Annotated in this window: 14 protein-coding genes; 6 read left to right on the plus strand and 8 right to left on the minus strand. The window is 35.1% G+C overall.

What is annotated here, in order from left to right:
- Nucleotides 1-42 precede the first annotated feature (42 nt).
- From IV513_RS01960 to IV513_RS01970, 3 genes are all read left to right on the plus strand, one after another.
- Nucleotides 43-3,237: an efflux RND transporter permease subunit gene (locus tag IV513_RS01960; protein ID WP_209388837.1), complete on the plus strand. Its 3,195-nt coding sequence runs from the start codon at nt 43-45 to the stop codon at nt 3,235-3,237.
- Complete coding sequence (locus tag IV513_RS01965; RefSeq protein ID WP_245168826.1) at nt 3,224-4,672, plus strand: TolC family protein; 1,449 nt, start codon at nt 3,224-3,226, stop codon at nt 4,670-4,672. Before IV513_RS01960 ends, IV513_RS01965 begins: the two co-directional genes overlap by 14 nt.
- A 145-nt stretch (nt 4,673-4,817) precedes the next feature.
- A complete protein-coding gene (locus IV513_RS01970; RefSeq protein WP_209388839.1) occupies nt 4,818-5,504 on the plus strand; it encodes a hypothetical protein in 687 nt (228 codons plus the stop codon).
- Between the two features lie 348 nt (nt 5,505-5,852).
- On the opposite strand, the gene IV513_RS01975 is transcribed toward IV513_RS01970, so the two are convergent.
- From IV513_RS01975 to IV513_RS01995, 4 genes are read right to left on the minus strand one after another with little or no spacing between them, the layout of a single operon-like run.
- Nucleotides 5,853-6,914: a DUF3810 domain-containing protein gene (locus tag IV513_RS01975; protein ID WP_209388840.1), complete on the minus strand. Its 1,062-nt coding sequence runs from the start codon at nt 6,912-6,914 to the stop codon at nt 5,853-5,855.
- A 1-nt stretch (nt 6,915) separates the two neighbouring features.
- Nucleotides 6,916-8,679 (minus strand): MFS transporter, encoded by a 1,764-nt coding sequence (locus tag IV513_RS15760; RefSeq protein ID WP_245168827.1) that lies wholly within the window; start codon nt 8,677-8,679, stop codon nt 6,916-6,918.
- Nucleotides 8,680-8,718: 39 nt separating this feature from the next.
- A complete protein-coding gene (locus tag IV513_RS01990) occupies nt 8,719-9,447 on the minus strand; it encodes a 1-acyl-sn-glycerol-3-phosphate acyltransferase (protein ID WP_209388841.1) in 729 nt (242 codons plus the stop codon).
- A complete protein-coding gene (locus IV513_RS01995) occupies nt 9,447-9,905 on the minus strand; it encodes a GtrA family protein (RefSeq protein ID WP_209388842.1) in 459 nt (152 codons plus the stop codon). Before IV513_RS01995 ends, IV513_RS01990 begins: the two co-directional genes overlap by 1 nt.
- A 229-nt stretch (nt 9,906-10,134) precedes the next feature.
- Between IV513_RS01995 and IV513_RS02000 the strand changes: the two genes are divergently transcribed.
- From IV513_RS02000 to IV513_RS02010, 3 genes are all read left to right on the plus strand, one after another.
- Complete coding sequence (locus tag IV513_RS02000) at nt 10,135-10,392, plus strand: hypothetical protein (protein WP_209388843.1); 258 nt, start codon at nt 10,135-10,137, stop codon at nt 10,390-10,392.
- A 95-nt stretch (nt 10,393-10,487) separates the two neighbouring features.
- Nucleotides 10,488-11,342: a BadF/BadG/BcrA/BcrD ATPase family protein gene (locus tag IV513_RS02005; protein ID WP_209388844.1), complete on the plus strand. Its 855-nt coding sequence runs from the start codon at nt 10,488-10,490 to the stop codon at nt 11,340-11,342.
- A gap of 15 nt (nt 11,343-11,357) precedes the next feature.
- On the plus strand, nt 11,358-13,646 hold the full coding sequence (locus tag IV513_RS02010; RefSeq protein WP_209388845.1) for an NADP-dependent malic enzyme: 2,289 nt from the start codon (nt 11,358-11,360) through the stop codon (nt 13,644-13,646).
- Nucleotides 13,647-13,736: 90 nt separating this feature from the next.
- Here IV513_RS02010 and IV513_RS02015 read toward each other — a convergent pair whose 3' ends face one another.
- The 4 genes from IV513_RS02015 to rpsO form a co-directional block, all read right to left on the minus strand.
- The gene (locus IV513_RS02015; protein WP_209388846.1) at nt 13,737-14,171 is read right to left on the minus strand and encodes a cold-shock protein; all 435 of its coding nucleotides are present in this window, start codon (nt 14,169-14,171) and stop codon (nt 13,737-13,739) included.
- 489 nt (nt 14,172-14,660) lie between these two features.
- Nucleotides 14,661-16,871, minus strand: a complete 2,211-nt coding sequence (locus IV513_RS02020) for a polyribonucleotide nucleotidyltransferase (RefSeq protein WP_209388847.1) — start codon at nt 16,869-16,871, stop codon at nt 14,661-14,663.
- A gap of 142 nt (nt 16,872-17,013) precedes the next feature.
- Complete coding sequence (locus IV513_RS02025; RefSeq protein WP_209388848.1) at nt 17,014-18,204, minus strand: acyloxyacyl hydrolase; 1,191 nt, start codon at nt 18,202-18,204, stop codon at nt 17,014-17,016.
- Between the two features lie 137 nt (nt 18,205-18,341).
- Nucleotides 18,342-18,611: a 30S ribosomal protein S15 gene (gene rpsO, locus IV513_RS02030; RefSeq protein ID WP_089745669.1), complete on the minus strand. Its 270-nt coding sequence runs from the start codon at nt 18,609-18,611 to the stop codon at nt 18,342-18,344.
- Nucleotides 18,612-18,815: the final 204 nt, after the last annotated feature.

An 18,815-nucleotide genomic window follows, 5' to 3' on the forward strand; every position in this document is an offset into this window, starting at 1 on the left:
ATAATCATTTATCAAATTCATTAATAGTTTATCATTATTTATATGTTTAAGAAATTCATTCGCAGACCAGTTCTGTCTATCGTAATCTCTTTGATTATCGTATTTATGGGAGTTTTATCTCTCACCAAATTGCCGGTTACACAGTTTCCGTCTATCTCACCTCCAAAAGTAAACATCACCGCAGAATATCCCGGAGCCAACAACGAATTGTTGATTAAATCCGTAGTTATTCCGTTGGAAAGAGGTTTAAATGGTGTTCCGGGAATGAAATATATGACTTCCAATGCCGGAAACGACGGTGAAGCTTCTATTCAGGTGGTTTTCGATTTGGGAACCGATCCCAATGTTGCAGCAGTAAACGTTCAGAACCGTGTATCTTCGGTTGTTAATAAATTACCACCATTGGTAGTTCGAGAAGGGGTGAAAATTACCCGTGAAGAACCTAATATGTTAATGTACATTAACTTGTATAGTGACGATCCTAAAGCAGATCAGAAATTCCTCTTCAACTATGCCGATATCAACGTAATGTCGGAACTAAGAAGGGTAAGCGGAGTTGGTTTTGCAGATATTTTAGGAACAAGAGAATATGCAATGCGTATTTGGCTGAAACCAGATAGGCTTACAGCTTACAGTATTTCAGCAGATGAAGTAATGCAAGCTTTAAATGAGCAGAGTTTGGAGGCTTCTCCGGGTAAAACTGGTGAAAGTTCTGGGAAAAGATCTCAGTCATTCGAATATATTTTAAAATATCCGGGACGTTTCAATAATGAAAAAGATTACGGAAATATTATTCTTAAAGCTAAACCAGATGGAGAATATATCCGTTTAAAAGATGTTGCAGATGTGGAATTCGGTTCTTCGATGTACGATATTTATTCTACATTAAACGGAAAACCTTCTGCTGCAATCACGGTGAAGCAATCTTATGGTTCTAATGCAAGTGATGTTATCAAAAACGTTAAATCGATGATGGCAGAACTGCAGAAAACCACCTTCCCTAAAGGAATGCATTATGATATAAGTTACGACGTTTCCAGATTCTTAGATGCATCTATCGAAAAAGTGGTTCATACCTTATTTGAAGCATTCATTTTGGTAGCGATTGTGGTATTTTTATTCTTGGGAGATTGGCGTTCTACCTTAATTCCTGCAATTGCAGTTCCGGTATCCTTAATTGGTACTTTTGCGGTGATGTCTGCTTTCGGAATTACGCTCAACATGATTTCACTCTTTGCACTTGTAATGGCGATTGGAGTAGTAGTGGATGATGCAATTGTGGTAATTGAAGCCGTCCACGCCAAAATGGAAGAAAAACATTTATCTCCGCTAAAGGCGACCGAAGAAGCAATGCACGAAATCAGTGGGGCAATTATTGCGATTACTTTGGTGATGGCATCTGTATTTATTCCAATTGCGTTTATGTCTGGTCCGGTTGGGGTGTTCTACCGTCAGTTTTCAATTACAATGGCTTCTGCTATTATCCTTTCAGGGGTTGTAGCTTTAACATTAACTCCGGCTTTATGTGCTTTAATCCTGAAAAATAATCACGGAAAGGCTAAAAAAAGAACTCCGATAACAATTTTCTTAGATAAATTCAATAATTTATTTACCAAAGGAGCAGGGAAGTATGAGAAATTGCTGAATAAAACGGTGAAGAAGAAAACCGTTACATTGCCGTTGTTATTAGCATTCTGTGCATGTACTTTCTTCCTCAGCAACTCGATTCCGTCTGGGTTTATTCCGGCAGAAGATCAGGGGATGATTTATGCGATTATTCAAACTCCACCAGGCTCAACTTTAGAAAGAACTAATCAGATCGCCAGAGAATTGTTGAAAGAAGCTGAAGGAATTGATGGTGTGCAGTCTGTTTCCTCATTGGCGGGTTATGAGATTTTATCTGAAGGTACAGGTTCGAACTCAGGAACTTGTTTAATTAACCTGAAAAGTTGGGATGAACGTAAAGAATCTGCCTCAGAAATTATAGAAAAGCTTGAAGAAAAAGCTAAAAATATTGCAGGAGCCAATATAGAATTCTTCCAGCCGCCGTCTGTTCCGGGATATGGAGCTGCAGGAGGTTTTGAGCTTCGTTTGCTCGACAAAGCGGGAAGTGGCGATTATCATAAAATGGAGCAGGTAAGTTACGATTTTGTGAAAGAATTGAATAAAAGACCCGAACTGGGCTCTGCGTTTACATTCTACTCTGCAAGTTTTCCTCAGTATATGTTGAGAATTGATAATGATCTTGCGGAACAAAAAGGAGTTACGATCGAAAATGCAATGGATAATTTGTCTACCTTAATTGGTTCCAATTACGAAACAAGTTTTATCCGTTTCGACAGGCCTTATAAAGTAATTGTTCAGGCCGGTGCACAATATCGTGCTTTGCCGACAGACCTTTTAAAATTGTATGTGAAAAATGATAAGGGACAAATGGTTCCGTATTCCGATTTCATGAGAATGGAAAAAGTGTATGGTCTATCGGAAATGACTAGACATAATATGTATAATTCTGCACAGGTAAGTGGTACTCCGGCTCCGGGTTACAGTTCTGGTCAGGCGATTAAAGCAATTCAGGAAGTGGCAGACAAAACGCTTCCTAGAGGTTTCGGTATCGATTGGGCAGGTATTTCTAAAGATGAAGTAAATCGTGGTAACGAAGCTGTTTATATTTTCCTTGTATGTTTAGGATTTGTATATCTTATTCTTTCTGCACAGTATGAGAGCTTTATACTTCCGTTGCCGGTAATTTTATCTTTACCGACGGGTATTTTCGGAGCTTTCTTATGTCTGAAATTATTAGGTTTAGAAAATAATATTTATGCTCAGGTTGCGATGGTCATGTTGATTGGTTTACTCGGTAAAAATGCAGTGTTAATTGTAGAATTTGCCGTTCAGAAGAAAGCGGAAGAAGGTATACCTGTGGCGAAAGCAGCAATTGAAGGAGCAGCAATACGTTTCCGGCCTATTTTGATGACCTCTTTTGCATTTATTGCAGGTTTAATACCTTTGGTAATGGCGACGGGTCCGGGAGCAATTGGTAACAGAACGATTGGTACTGCAGCAGCAGGAGGGATGTTAATAGGAACTATTTTCGGATTGATGATTATTCCGGGATTGTATTATATTTTCGGAACCATTGCAGAAAAATCGAGATTGTCTAAATATGAAGAAGAAAACCCGTTAACAGAACAAACAGAACCTTATCAACATGATGATAAACATGAAGATTTATAATAATAAAAAATTTATAGCTGCTGTTGCCTTATCGCTTGTTTTAGCAAGCTGTAAGGCGCCAATGGCGACTGTAATAAAAGACGAGGTCAAAGAAAATGTTCCTCAGAATTTCAATCAGGAAGATCAGGCGGATGCTAATAATAACAGCGGAACTACTCCTTGGAGACAGTTTTTTACAGATCCTAACTTGGTTGCTTTAATAGAAACTTCTCTGAAGAATAATCAGGAATTAATGATTACTTTACAGGAAATTGAAATTGCAAAAAGCGGTGTTTTAGCTAAAAAAGGAAGATTAACTCCTACAGTAACTGTAGGAGGAGGAGCCGGAGTAAGAAAAGCAGGGCGATATACAAGCGAAGGAGCCGGAGATGCCACTACAGAAGTAGAACCAGGAAAAGCAATGCCGGATCCACTCGGGAATTTCGAGGGAGGTTTAATGGCAAACTGGGAAGTAGATATCTGGAAAAAATTAAGAACTGAAAAAGAATCTGCTGTTGCTCATTACCTTTCTACGGTAGAAGGTAAAAACTTCGTTCTTTCTAATTTAATAGAAGAGGTTGCCAATAGTTATTACGAATTGCTTGCTTTAGATAATCAGTTGGATATTATTCAGCAGTATACAAAGCTTCAGCAGAAAGCGTTGGAAATCTCTAAAATTCAGAAAGAAGCGGCTGCGGCAACCGAATTGGCTGTAAAAAAATTCGAAGCAGAACTGGCAAAGTCTAAGGCAACCGAATATACTATCCGCCAACAAATCATCGAAAAGGAAAATGAAATTAATGCACTTTGCGGACGTTTCCCACAACCGATTGTAAGATCTAAAGGAGATTTTATGTCGATGATTCCTCAGACGGTTTACACAGGTATTCCATCTCAATTATTGGCAAACCGTCCGGATATTAAACAGGCTGAACTAGAATTGAAGTCTGCAAAACTCGATGTAGAAGCTGCAAGAAAAGAATTTTATCCAAGTTTAGAAATTTCGGCAACTTTAGGGCTAGAAGCTTTCAAACCTTCTTATCTTGTAAAGTTACCAGAATCTATGGCGGCAAGTTTGGCGGGAGAATTGGCGGGTCCATTAATTAATAAAAGTGCTATTAAAGCCAATTTTCAGTCTGCAGACGCAAAGCAAATTCAGGCTTTATATGAATATGATAAAACGATCCTGAATGCGTATTTAGATGTTGCTAATTTAATGTCTAAAGTTAAAAACATCGATCATTATTATCAGCTGAAGTCTGAAGAAACTCAGGCTTTAGAAAAATCTATAGATATTGCAAATCAGTTATTCAAAAATTCAAGGGCAGATTATCTGGAAGTTCTTCTGAATCAGAGAGATGCTTTAGATGCAAAAATGGAACTGGTGGAAGCAAAACAAAAACAGCTGAGTACTGTTGTAGATATTTACAAGAGTCTTGGAGGTGGCTGGAAGTAGAACTCTTTATCAAAAATTATTCAATAGAAATTCGGTGCTGATTTTTCAGTGCCGAATTTTTTTTGAAATAACATCTTAAATGAAATATAAGACGACAACTTTTGTCGCGACACAGGTTTAGTTTTGCTTTGAAAATATTTAAGCAATGAAAGTCCCGTTTTATTTAAATTTTAGAGATTTCGAAGCCGATTATTATGATAATCTGGAAAAATGGTTTGAAAATCAGGGAAACACTTCCGAAACCGATTTTCTTTTATATATAAAAGACATGTACAAAGAATATGTTTGTTACAGTTTTTCTGAGGATAAACTTATTCCTGAAGCGAGTGTAGAATTGCAAAATTATGTTTTTCCTAATTATGAAAAATACGGATTGTCTTTTGGTGCAGAATTGGGAGGCAATGCAAAATTTACTCCTGTTGCAGAAACGAAAACAATATCTATGATGGAATATGCTCAATATATTTTAGACTCTATCCACGATTATTTAAGCAAAAATAAAATTACCATGAAAGAGAACGAAACTATTTCAGACTACCTTCATAATTCTTATATAATCTGTGAAAAGAGAAACTTTGGTTTTTATATTGATTCGATACAACATCAGAAACAACTGCCTTTTTTAAACGCTTTTCTTTCCTCAGCAGGAAATACGGTGAGTATGTCTCTTTACAGGATATTTTATAATTCTGTTACAAAAATTGTAGATTTCATAGATTTTAAACTTAAAGAAGTGGAAGCTTTTGAACAAAGTGTTTTCTATGAACTTAAATCTGAGGCTTTTGTAAAAAGACATTTCAAAAATCAAAATTATCTTACCATTTTTAATTAAGATAAATCATTTTCTGAATTGATTATTATAAAGAAATAAAGTTGTCCGGAATTAATGATAAGGATTTGGATAGAATAAAAAATATAATTCACTTTCGAATCCTGATAATTTGGTGCTATCAGGGATTTTGAAAGACTTGTTAAATCATTTTATAGGGAAAAGATATTTGTTAATAAAATTTAAAATCATAAAGTTTTATTAAAATGTTTATTTTTTTAGCAACATAATTTTGAATTTAGAAAAAATGTTGTACTTTTACACCGCCTTGAATGAGGGAACAAATCAAGGTAATAAATTTTTTTTCATCATTTGTGTTTTTAGAATCGTATCGTAAGATACGGTTCTTTTTTATTTAGCTTCCATGCTTTTATATCGTACCAACAAATCGATAAAATATGAATAGGTAATCGAACCTTCCTGCCGATTGCTTTTTAAAAAAAGATTATTGGTAAAGCCAAAAAAGTCAGTAACCAAGCCTTCATGTTCTTTTATAAACTTCTTCTCGTAGCTTCTGTCTCTTTTCATCCCATCGGAATAATTATTTAGCATACTTTTCACAAAATTTTCGTCTTCCTGAACTATTGAATTGAGAAGGCTTTTTAAAGTAAAATATTCTGTACTGTATTTTAGATCGTTATTTGTAGATTCTACACCCATTAGATATCCTATAAAATTGGCTTCTTGTTCTCTGGCAAAACCCAACTGATGAGAACTTTCGTGTGCAATGGTAAAAGGAAGATAAGATGAAGGCAAATTAGAGTTGTATTGTGCTTCAGCCGTAAAAGGATTGTAATATCCTAAAATTCCGGTAAAGCTCATCAGTTTCGAATATAAACTTTTCTTAATAGAATTTACGGGTAAGGCTTTTTTGTTCGTAATAAAGGCAGGAAGTATAGTTTGTCTGCTTAATATTTCGGTTTGAATAGACTGTAAATCCTTAATTATAAAAATGCCATTGCGGTCTTGGTTTATAAGTTTTCGGGTGGCTTTGGCTTTTTCAAGATATTCAAGAGCCAGTTTCTTTCTTGCTTCCAGTGTGATTTCTATTTTAGGAAGTTTGGCGGCAACAGGTGTCTGAAAATAAAGCATTCCCCAAAAAATCTGATATAAAAAGTAAAAAATGTTTACAGTTATAAGTATTTTTAAAAAAGCGTTATTTCGTGTTTTTTTTCGAAATAATTGAATGATTAAAATCAAAAAAACAATTCCTAAAACCGTATACACAATGTCTCCGAAAGAACAGGGTATCCACGAAAAGAGAAGGATGTGAAATTTTCTCTGAAATTCAAAAAAACTTTCAAAAAAAGAAATTAAGAAACTTATTTTTGAAAAATAATAGAACAAAAGAAATTGGACAACTAAAATAGCTGCCCAAATTCTCTTTTTTTTATGATATGTTTTAGTCATCATATTAATGTCCTCCTGATGTAGTTTCTCCCATTACAATTCCCTGTTTCTTCAAAAGTTTTGGCGTTATAAAACCATAGAATGCTATATAAGCAAAACAGATTATTGGGATTACATAAGAAAAATGAGTCCAGGTAATTCCCATTACGCCTTCAGGGCTTGTTTTGTCAAAATCACAAATGTAGCCTTGTATAAGAGGAATAATTCCGCCTCCTAAAATCATCATTACTAAGAAAGAAGATGCTTTACCGGTGTTTTTGCCAAGTCCCGCAATCGCAAGATCGAAAATAGAAGGCCACATGATAGAGCAGAAAAGACCACCCGATATAAAGAAATATTTAGCCATTTCTTTATCTGGATAAACTAAGCCTAAAAACATCATAATAACACCTGCCATTCCGAAGATCATTAATGTTCTTCCTGCCATTTTTCCTCCGATAAAACTCATGATGATAAATGCAAGAATCCAGAATGCATACACATAAAAGCTGGAAACATCTTTACCACTCAGTTCGTTGGCAAAAATAATAATGGCAAAAGCTATAAATGGAATGATAAATTTCATTGCGGTATTCATGGTTTTAGACATATTGAATACATTTACGCTGCCGCTCCATCTACCAATCATTAAACTTCCCCAGTATAATGACACGAAAGGAGCAATATTGTGTTCTAAAATTCCTCCAAACTCTTTAGTATGAAGCAAGGCAGGAAGATTACTGATGATGGTAACTTCTACACCAACATAAATAAAGATTGCAAGCATTCCCAAATAAAGTTGTGGATATCTGAAAATACTGAAGTTAGCCGAGCCTTCCTCAATTTCTGCCTCTTCTTCTTTTGCAGGATCTTCAATTTTAGAAAACAGCATGAAAATAGCAACAAGAATAAAAGCGATCCCTAAACCAATAAAAGGCATTTTCACCTCTTTAAGATGATCTTTCACAAAACCTATAGGATACTGTATGCTTATGGTCTTTTCCTTAATCTTACCCAGTTTTTTAGAATATTCATCAACTTGAGAATCATTGGCAGATAAATTTTGTTCAATCGACTGAATTTCTGTGTCTAAAGAGGAAATGTGATGTTCTACGGTGGCAATTACCTTCTTTACTTCGGTTGCATCATCCTGATTGTCTTTTTGAAGTTCAAGAATATTTTTAGACAACTCTTCTTTGTGAGTTAAATATTCAGATTTTACGATTTCAATTTTAGATAAATTCTTTGCTTTGGGTTGAGATTCTTCTTTGTTTCCCATTCCGAAAAGAATAATTCCTAAAAGGATAGGTCCAATGGTAGTCCCAAGAGAGTTGATTCCGCCTGCAAGGGTTAAACGGTGTGCTCCCGTTTCCGGGCTTCCCATCTTAATGGCAAGAGGATTTGCTACGATCTGCTGAACAGAAAAGCCTAAACCTACGATAAACAAAGCAGATAAGAAAAACCAGAAGTTTGCAGACAATGCTGCCGGTACAAACATGAATGCTCCTAATGCGGAAAGACACAATCCTACGGCAAGTGTTTTTTTGTAGCCAAATTTTTGAAGAATGTCACTTTTTAAAGATATGATGAAAAATATAACAGATCCTACAAAATACGCAACATAAAATGCCCACGCTACAAGCTGGCTCTGAACCTGCGAAAGCACAAACCATTTTTTGAAAACCGGGATGAGGATATCATTATTTGCTGCAACAAAACCCCAGAAAAAAAATACGACAATTAGCGAGAGAAACTGCGACCACTTGGTCTGTTGTGTATTTGAGCTCATATATTAAAATTAAAGGACAAATATAATTGTTTTCTTTGATTAACTGTGTTCTGATAAGGTTTTTTTTATCGTCTCAAAGGCCTTTGTTTTTAGGTCTTTGGGAGATTCTGTAGGCTCAAGGATATCATTAAAAAATACTTTTACTTTTCCGGGATATCCTTTGGAGTTGTCGAACGGAAACATTTCCTTTAAACCAATGAAGGTGAAAACTGCAATTGGAGAGTTATGCTTTGAGGAAAGTGTAAAAGCTCCGTCCTTAAAATCGTCCAAAACTATAGTAGTATCATCCGGAACCCCACCTTCAGGGAAGATTACAATGCTGTTTCCTTCTTCCATCTTCTCGGCACATCTTCTGTAAACATCTGCACGGCTTCTTGCGCTGCTTCGGTCTACCATCACGCAAATTCTTTTATAAATTGTTCCGAAAATAGGGATTTTTTCAAGCTCTTTTTTTCCTACATAGCATAATGGATGATTGGGAAATAAAATGCAGGGAAGCATAATATCCATTATAGAGGTATGGTTAGAAATAACAACATACTGCCTGTTTTTATCAACTTTTTTATGGGTGAGATTAATGAGCTCATATCTCATCCCCATACCGTAAAACATCCCAATACACCAGAGACGAATGAATTTATAGGCGTATTTGTAATTTTTTTTTCGATAGGATAAGATGTAAACCGGAATTCCCAGAATAATCGTTAGGAAAAATGCGAGAATAATAAGCCAAGCTCTCCACAGATAATTTAAAATCTTCGTCACCATCAACCGTTAAATATTACTTTTTTCTTTACTGAATAATTAAGTATGGAAACCAGCACAATAGCTGCAATTTTACTAATCATTTCCGGACTCAAGGTATAAAAAATTAAATTGATGTTCGATTTAAATACAAAACTGTAAAAAACCTGAAAAAAAGTAAGACTTAAAAGAGTTGAAATAAATGAAACAATCATAAAATATGCAAACTCTTTTTTCTTAGAATGCTTTCCTCTTTCAAAAACAAACCAGATGCTTAGGAAATAATTGAATAAAATCCCGCATGTAGTAGAAAGAATATTACTGAACGGATAATGAATCCCATGGAAATCCTGTTCCTGAAGAATAATCTGCGGAAGATAAATACTGAATAGTTTAAAACTTCCGATTTCTACTACAGCACTCAGTCCGCCTGCAATGATAAATAACAATACCTGTTTGTGGCGTAATAATAATGCTCTCATTTATTTTTATAATACGCAAATTTATAACTATATGTTAAACAGTGAAAAAACTTGTTAAAATTTTTTTTTGAATGAAAATAATTTATAATTTTAATTTTCAGAACCGAAGGAATTACATCTGATAAAAAATTCATTTTCAACATTTTCTGTTGATGGTCTTTCTATCTTGTAATGGATGATTGAGAATCGTTTATATCATTTTTACACAACCCGATAATCTAATATTTGTATGAAATCTCAAAACAAGTACAGAAAATTTCAGCTTCATCAAAAAAATATTGAAGCTCTCGAGAAAGAAAATTCACGTTTCAGAAGAGTGTATTCTGAATACGAAAATATTTCCGATGATATTTGGAATTTAGAGAATTCAGAAGGAAATTCTGTTACCGATGATTTTCTTGAAGCGATCAATTTACAGGCTTCTTATCTCGAAGAGGAAATCAACGACTGGCTTGTACAATTCAATCACAACAATACTCAGGCTTAAAAACTGAACTTAATCATAAATACTTACTCCGAACCCTGTTTCTAAAGTTTAATAAAGATAAATTTCATAATTTAGCCCTCTTAAAAAAACAGAATATGGTTGCGATTGTTGATGGAGGCTCCACCAAGTGCGATTGGGTTATTTTAGACGATTTCAATAAAATCTTCCTTAAAACAGAAACAATAGGCTTCAATCCCAATAATATTGCTGCAGATCTCATTGTTCCGGAGATCGAAAAAAATATTAACTTATGCTCTGTAAGAAATTCTATTACAAAAATTTTTTTCTACGGATCTGGTTGTGGTGTGGCAGAAAATTGTGCAACGATTGAAAGGGAACTGAGAAAATTCTTTCACAAAGCAGAAAATCTTATTGTTAAAGAAGATCTTACCGCAGCAGCCTATGCAGCTTACAGAGGCAAACCTGCTATTGTCTGCATTTTGGGTACGGGTTCTAATTCTTGTTTTTTTGATGGGAAGAAAGTGAAAATAAAACTTCCTTCACTGGGTTTTCTCATGGGTGATGAAGGTAGCGGAAGTGCGATAGGAAAACAAGTGGTAAGAAGATTTTTTATGCAGAAACTTCCGTCCGATTTACATTCTGAGTTCGAAAACACTTATCATTTAACCATAGAAGAAGCCTTGAAAAATATGTACCACGGTTCTAGACCCAATGCATATTTGGCAGATTTCAATAAATTTGTGGTAGAAAGAAAAGAACATCCTTATTTCAGACAGATGATTTTAGAAGAAATAAAGAATTTTTTCGATTATCATGTGCTTTCTTATGAAGAATCGCAAACTGCAGAAATTAATTTTATAGGATCTATCGCTTATTATTACGAAGATATTTTACGTTCTGCAGCATCAGAACTTCATCTTAATGTGGGACAAATTGTTCAGAAGCCTATCGAAAGTCTTGTGAATTACCACATACAATATATACTTTAAAAAAAGAAAAAATTTATGGCAAGCAAAAACAATCGCGACGAAGCAAAATTTAATCAGGCAGCGTTAGATTATCATAAAGCAGAACCAAAAGGTAAGATAGAGGTTATTCCTTCCAAACCCCATTCATCACAAAGAGATTTATCTTTGGCATATTCTCCGGGTGTGGCTGTTCCTTGTATGGAAATTCACGATAAGCCGGAAACAGTATATGATTATACCGGAAAAGGCAATTTGGTGGCAGTTATTTCTAACGGAACAGCAGTTTTAGGGTTGGGAGATATTGGTGCGGAAGCTTCAAAGCCCGTAATGGAAGGAAAAGGACTTTTATTTAAAATTTTTGCAGATATCAACGTTTTCGATATTGAAATCAACGAAAAAGATCCAGATAAATTTATACAGATTGTTAAAGGTATTGCTCCCACTTTCGGAGGAATCAACCTAGAAGATATTAAAGCACCTGAAGCTTTTTATATAGAACAAAAATTGAAGGAGGAATTAGATATTCCTTTAATGCACGACGACCAGCACGGTACCGCTATTATTTCTGCGGCAGCACTCATTAATGCACTTCAGATTGCCAATAAAAAAATTGAAGAAGTAAGAATGGTGGTAAATGGAGCAGGAGCTGCAGCCATTGCTTGTACTAATCTTTATATTTCTTTAGGTCTGAAAAGAGAAAATGTTTTAATGTGCGATAGCAAAGGAGTTATTAATCATAAAAGAGAAAACCTTACGCCAGAGAAAATAGATTTTATTGCTCAGACAGATATCGATACTCTTGAAGATGCCTTAAAAGGTTCCGATGTTTTTATTGGCTTGTCTAAAGGAAATATCATGACGGCTGAAATGATCAGCAGTATGAACGAAAATCCTATCGTCTTTGCATTGGCAAATCCGGATCCGGAAATTTCTTACGATTTGGCTATTGCTACAAGAAAAGACGTTATTATGGCAACAGGAAGAAGCGATTTTCCTAATCAGGTAAACAATGTTTTAGGTTTTCCTTATATTTTCCGTGGAGCTTTGGACGTTCAGTCAAGAGGAATTAATGAAGAAATGAAGCTTGCCGCTGTTCACGCCATTGCCGATTTGGCAAAAGAGCCTGTTCCGGAAGCGGTTGTTTTAGCTTATAATTTAAAGAATTTACAATTCGGTAGAGAATATTTTATTCCGAAACCGTTTGATAACCGATTGATTACCAAGGTTTCTAGTGCAGTTGCCAAAGCAGCGATAGAAAGTGGGGTTGCAAGAAAAACAATTTCCGATTTCGAAGAGTACGAAAACCAGCTTCTCGACAGAATGGGCAGAGATGAAAAGCTGATTAGAATGATGCAGAACCGCGCTAAAGCAAATCCTAAGAGAATTACTTTAGGGAATGCCGAGGAATACAATGTGTTGAAGGCTGCTCAGATATTATACGAAGAAGGAATTGCACATCCTATTCTTATGGGTGACAAAAAATACATCAAGAAGCAGATGGAGCGTTTCGGAATTCAGTTAGATTTACCAATTGTAGATCCAAGTGATGATGACCAAAAAGAAAACCGTAAAAAGTACAGAGAAACTCTTTGGAAGCTTCGTCAGAGAAAAGGAATGAACGAATACAAAGCAAAAAGATTTGTACGCCAAAGAGATTATTTCGGACCTTTAATGCTTAAACATGGCGATACAGATGGTTTAATTGTAGGTTTTTCTAAAAATTATACTTCTGTTCTTCGTCCTGTTCTGGAAATTATAGAAAAAGATAAAGGAGTGGATAAAGTAGCTGCGATGATGATGATTTTATCTGAAAAGAAACCTATTTTCTTTGCCGATACTTCCATAAATCAAAATCCTACGGCTGAAGATTTGGTAAATATTGCGAAAATGGCAGAGTTTACAGTAAAATCTTTTGCCATAGAACCAAGAATTGCTATGCTTGGATTCGAAAATTTTGCTGCGATCTCAGAAACTTCTAAAAAAGTGGCGAAAGCAGTAAGCATGCTTCACGAAAAATATCCTAAAATGATTGTTGATGGAGAAATTCAGCCAGATTTTGCTATGGATGCAGATCATTTAAGCGATTATCCGTTTTCTAAATTAGGACAAACTCCTGCAAATACATTTATATTTCCTAACCTGGAATCTGCAAATCTTTCTTATAAAATTATAAGAGGAATGAAGGTTGCTCAGGTTATCGGACCTATTTTAATGGGATTGAAACAGCCTGTACATGTTTTACAGATGCGTTCTAGTGTAGACGAAATCGTGAATTTGGCAACAGTAGCAGTTTTGGATGCTCAGAGAAGAGAAGCTAAAAAATAATTACTTAAAATTTAAATCATAAAAAATCCGCTTCATTTTATACTGAAGCGGATTTTTTATAAAGAATCTGAAAGGATTATCTTTCAAATATTATTTCACCATTCTAATCTCAACGGCAACGAAGCCTTTAGGAGATTTTTCTTTTTCAAAAGAAACTTTGTTTCCTTTTTTAATAGGTTCCATGCAGTTATTGCTATGGAAAAATACATTTTCCTTAGAACCGTCTTCTGTAATAAAACCATAACCTTTTTCGCTAAAAAATGTTACAATTCCTGTTTTAACTGTTTCTTCAGCCTCAATAGGAGCTGCTCCAAGCTGAATGTTGTTGATATCGAAATCCTCATCATTATTCTTGTCTGGTGGAGTGCTGGTTAGCTGACCGTTTGCATCCACATACATAATCATGTCATCAAGGCTTTTGCCTTTATTGTTGCTTGTTTTACGCTCTTCTCTTTTCTGAGCTTTTTCTTTTGCTTTCTGTAATTTTTTCTTAAAATTTTCTTTTTTAGAGAAAGAATCCGCCATATATATGTAAAAATTTATTTGTTACGTGCTGTTGTTAAAGATAAAACTCCTCTCTGAAGTCTACCTGCTCTACCCAAAAACATTTTCCGATTAAATCCGAAAGGTAGACTATTGTTTTTCAGTAATGGATAAAAGATTGCCCGCACAAGTATTTTAATGATAAACGGAGGCATCTGAAATGTGAAACTGAGAGAAAAATAATTATTTTGAACTTTACTTGGATGTAAAAGCTGAAAACCTTTCTATTAATTGCTTCTGCAAATATACAACAAATATTATTGTAAATAGATGTTGTGTTAATATTTTAGTTTTCAATAACTTATGTTTTGTGCCAGAAAGCTCTTAATATTTTTGAATTTTATAATGAATATACAAGACAGCAGCTTCTATAAAATTCGGATGAAAAAAGTTTTTATACTCAAATAAAATTTCTAAAATCTAACAAAAAATCCCCCGAAAATTCGAGGGATTAATATATTTAAAGAAATGTTAAGCTTGTTGTTCCGGCTTATCTTTTCCTTCAGTATTTGGTTTTCCTTCCGGTCTTGGACCTCTTTGTTCACCTTCTTTTTTCTCTGGTCTTGGCGGTCTTGGCAACAAAACTTTTCTTGAAAGTTTCATTTTCTTACGGTCATCATAACCCATAAATTTAACTTCAACCTCGTCACCTTCTTTGTAAGGAACTTTATCTAGTCTAGCCCACTCGATTTCAGAAATGTGAAGAAGACCTTCAGTACCTTTAGCAATCGCTACGAAAGCTCCGAAATCCATTACTTTCACTACTTTACCTTGGTAAACTTCGCCTACAACAGGTACAAAAGTGATTTCGTTGATTTTCGCAATCGCCTCGTTTATTTTCTCTCTGCTCACACCGGAAATCTCGATTCTTCCGATTTCTCCAATTTCTTCGATAGCAATAACAGTATCGGTATCTTTCTGCATTTGCTGAATGATTTTTCCACCAGGCCCGATTACAGCTCCAATGAAATCTTTAGGGATTTCCATCATCACCATTTTCGGAGCGTGAGGTTTCACATCTTCTCTTGGTTCAGCAATAGTTTCGGTGATTTTGTTCAGGATATGAAGTCTTCCTTCTTTAGCTTGTAAAAGTGCCTTCTCCATAATATCCATAGAAAGCCCTTGGATTTTGATATCCATTTGGCAAGCAGTAATTCCGTCTGCAGTTCCCGTCACTTTGAAGTCCATGTCACCCAAGTGATCTTCGTCTCCTAAGATGTCAGAAAGCACTGTGAATTTTCCTGATTTTACATCCGTTACCAATCCCATCGCAATACCTGAAACTGGCTTTTTAATTTGAACCCCTGCATCCATCAAAGCTAAAGTTCCTGCACAGACAGTCGCCATAGAAGATGATCCGTTAGATTCTAAAATATCAGAAACTACACGGATGGTATAAGGATTTTCTTCAGGAATCATATTTGCCAAAGCTCTCTGAGCCAGGTTTCCGTGACCCACTTCTCTTCTTGAAGTTCCTCTTAAAGGACGAGCTTCACCTGTAGAGAATGGAGGGAAGTTATAATGTAAGAAGAATCTTTCGTCATAGTTAACCATTACACTGTCCACCATATTCGCATCTTTCACAGAACCTAAAGTTACAGCTGTTAAAGACTGAGTTTCTCCTCTTGTGAAGATTGCAGAACCGTGAGCTCCCGGTAAATAATCGATTTCGCTCCAGATTGGACGAATCGTTTGAGGATCACGACCATCAAGTCTAATTTTGTCATTCAAAATCATCTGACGCATCGCTTCTTTTTCCACATCGTGGTAATAGACTTTCACGAAAGGCGTTACTCTTTCCAGTTCTTCTGGATTTTCCACGTATTGAGCTAAAAACTCATCACGTACCGCTTTGAATTTTTCGCCTCTTTCTTCTTTGCTGGAAGGGGTTTTTGCTACTTCGTAAACTTTATCATAAGTCTCTTTCCAAACTTTTTCACGGATGGCTTCATCGTGAGTTTCGTGGTTGTATTCTCTTTTAGGTAAAGATTTTCCAACTTTTGCAGCCAATCTTTCCTGAGCTTCTACCTGTTTTTTAATTTCTTCGTGAGCAAAAGTAATCGCTTCAAGCATTTCTGCTTCTGTAATTTCTTTCATCTCACCTTCTACCATTACGATAGAATCTTTCGTTGCTCCAACCATAATATCAAGGTCAGATTTTGCAAGATCTTCAAATTTTGGATTGATAGAAAGTTTTCCATCAATTCTTACCACTCTCACTTCAGACATTGGTCCGTTGAAAGGGATATCTGTAATGGCGATTGCCGAAGATGCTGCAAGACCCGCCAAATCATCAGGAATCGACTGTCCGTCATAAGAGATCAACGAGATCATCACCTGAACTTCCGCATGGAAATCTTCCGGGAACAATGGTCTCAAAACTCTGTCTACCAAACGCATCGTCAGGATTTCCTGGTCAGATGGTCTAGCTTCTCTTCTGAAAAAGTTTCCGGGGATTTTACCGCCTGCATAGAATTTTTCTCTGTAATCTACTGTTAAAGGTAAAAAATCGACACCAGGATTGGCTTCTTTGTTGGCTACAACAGTTGCTAAAAGCATTGTTCCGCCCATTTTTACGACTACAGATCCATCGGCTTGTTTTGCTAATTTCCCTGTTTCAATTGTGATTTCTCTGCCGTCTGCAAGAGTAATCAGCTCTGTAATTGCTTGAGGTACACTCATAAATTTGTTTGTGATGCACTCCGTATTGAGTGCTTTTAAATTAATTATTTCGTCTAAATTTCGTCTGCAAATTTAGTGTTTTTGTTTTAAATGAAATGATGTATCTTATTTAGGCTGAATTTTATCATTTTTTCTTCATCTTTTAAGAGTTTTTCTTGTTGAAAATCCTGTACCCAACTCTCCATTCGATGTAATCTGCTTTGTGAAAGAGATACGAACGCAAACCAATTCCTATGAGCAGATTCTTTCCTATAGTATATTGAAAGCCAAGTCTTTGGTAAAACATGGTTTTGTCATATCTTTTATCAATAGATTTTTTGAAAAGATAAAATCCCGGTTGTACAAGAATTGCAAATCTTGAGATAGTAAGACGGTAGGACGGGATAATATTAAGTAAAAGCTGATCGTTTTTAAATCTTTTTGTTACCTGAATCGCTCCCGTTTCATCCTGATAAAATTTATGATTATAGTCTGCATCATACATGACTCCAACTCCCAAACCTAATGAAGATTTATAACTTATTTGTCTATGGTAAATAGTTTCTATTCCCCAGTTTTGATAATATCTGCCTTTAAATTTCTGAATCATATCCACATCAGATTCTTTAAATCCAGCATCTACACCGTAAAAAATAGAATGTCTTACCGCCCCGAAAGCATTTACATCGAGTGTAGAATATTTATCAAAAGAGGTTAAAGAATCTTTTGGAGCAAATTTTCTTTCATCGAAATGATAGGTTAAAGATAATTTTGTAGATAGGGTATTCATCCCTTTGTTTGGGAGTTTAAGAGCTCCATTTGAAAAATGGTTGAAATTTAAACCTATTCCTAAGTCAAAATGTTTTCCTAAATAATAGATGTAATTAGCTCCTAAATTAATGTAAACACTTACAGACGAGCCAAATGTCTGATTTTTATATCCTTTCTCCAAATCGTAGGGCGTCCAATTGAATGCAAAACCCCCGCTGGTTTCATAGTTCCAGGAATGAGTAGGGGTTTCTTTAATAACACCGCCAAAAGTTCCGTAGATGGCAAATGGTTTTCCCATTTCACTGTTTTTCAAAAAATCGAAAGCTACAATTCCTCCTCCGTAATAAGGTCTGCCAAATCTTCTGTGCCATTCTTTGCTTCCGTCTGTCTGTACCTTCAATTCTGCGGAAGCTCCAATAAATTCTTTCTGTTTGAGTTTTTTAAGATAATCGTTAGTGTCTAAAAACTTTCCTAATTGCAGGCTTACAGAAGTTTGCAAATTGGATTTTGAAATTGTATCTGATTCCTGAGCATTGCAAAATCCTGAAATTAAAATGAAGATATAGAGATAAAACTGTTTCAAGTCAGTAGATTAAAGTTTTAGGAAAACAAATTTAAACGATTTCTTTAAAGATCAGTAAATTTTAGATGAGGTTTTGTGGTATTAAAAGAAAAAAGCAACCTCTTTCGAAGTTGCTTCATTTTTAAAATCTTTTCAGATTATTTTCTTAGACCAAGTTCAGCAATAATTGCTCTGTATCTTGTAATATCTTTTTTCTTAAGATAATCTAATAAACTTTTTCTTTTACCTACTAATTTTACCAAAGATCTTTCAGTATTGAAATCGTGACGATTTGCCTTCAAATGCTGAGATAAGTGGTTAATTCTGTAAGTAAATAGAGCTACCTGTCCTTCAGCGCTCCCTGTGTCTTGTGCAGATTTTCCGTGTTTTGCGAAGATTTCTGCCTTTTTTTCTGATGTTAAGTACATTCCAATATTGTTTAATGATTATTATGTAACGGCTGCAAAAGTACAACTTTTTTTTATGTGCGACAATACTTGGGCAGATGTCCATGTAATTATTTAAAAAAATATCAATACTGTCCTAAATAAAAATTATTAAAAATAGAAACAGCCTAAATACCTATTTTACATTTAGCTTTACATTTAATTTCAAAAAAGAACCCCTTGATA

It is taken from the genome of Chryseobacterium sp. RR2-3-20 (assembly GCF_017808115.1).
GTDB lineage: Bacteria > Bacteroidota > Bacteroidia > Flavobacteriales > Weeksellaceae > Chryseobacterium > Chryseobacterium oryzae.

Excerpts from the sequence above, each read along its gene's own strand:
- IV513_RS01960 (WP_209388837.1), top strand. The coding sequence starts at position 43 with ATGTTTAAGAAATTCATTCGCAGACCAGTTCTGTCTATCGTAATCTCT.
- IV513_RS01965 (WP_245168826.1), top strand. The coding sequence starts at position 3,224 with ATGAAGATTTATAATAATAAAAAATTTATAGCTGCTGTTGCCTTATCG.
- IV513_RS01970 (WP_209388839.1), top strand. The coding sequence starts at position 4,818 with ATGAAAGTCCCGTTTTATTTAAATTTTAGAGATTTCGAAGCCGATTAT.
- IV513_RS01975 (WP_209388840.1), bottom strand. The coding sequence starts at position 6,914 with ATGATGACTAAAACATATCATAAAAAAAAGAGAATTTGGGCAGCTATT.
- IV513_RS15760 (WP_245168827.1), bottom strand. The coding sequence starts at position 8,679 with ATGAGCTCAAATACACAACAGACCAAGTGGTCGCAGTTTCTCTCGCTA.
- IV513_RS01990 (WP_209388841.1), bottom strand. The coding sequence starts at position 9,447 with ATGGTGACGAAGATTTTAAATTATCTGTGGAGAGCTTGGCTTATTATT.
- IV513_RS01995 (WP_209388842.1), bottom strand. The coding sequence starts at position 9,905 with ATGAGAGCATTATTATTACGCCACAAACAGGTATTGTTATTTATCATT.
- IV513_RS02000 (WP_209388843.1), top strand. The coding sequence starts at position 10,135 with ATGAAATCTCAAAACAAGTACAGAAAATTTCAGCTTCATCAAAAAAAT.
- IV513_RS02005 (WP_209388844.1), top strand. The coding sequence starts at position 10,488 with ATGGTTGCGATTGTTGATGGAGGCTCCACCAAGTGCGATTGGGTTATT.
- IV513_RS02010 (WP_209388845.1), top strand. The coding sequence starts at position 11,358 with ATGGCAAGCAAAAACAATCGCGACGAAGCAAAATTTAATCAGGCAGCG.
- IV513_RS02015 (WP_209388846.1), bottom strand. The coding sequence starts at position 14,171 with ATGGCGGATTCTTTCTCTAAAAAAGAAAATTTTAAGAAAAAATTACAG.
- IV513_RS02020 (WP_209388847.1), bottom strand. The coding sequence starts at position 16,871 with ATGAGTGTACCTCAAGCAATTACAGAGCTGATTACTCTTGCAGACGGC.
- rpsO (WP_089745669.1), bottom strand. The coding sequence starts at position 18,611 with ATGTACTTAACATCAGAAAAAAAGGCAGAAATCTTCGCAAAACACGGA.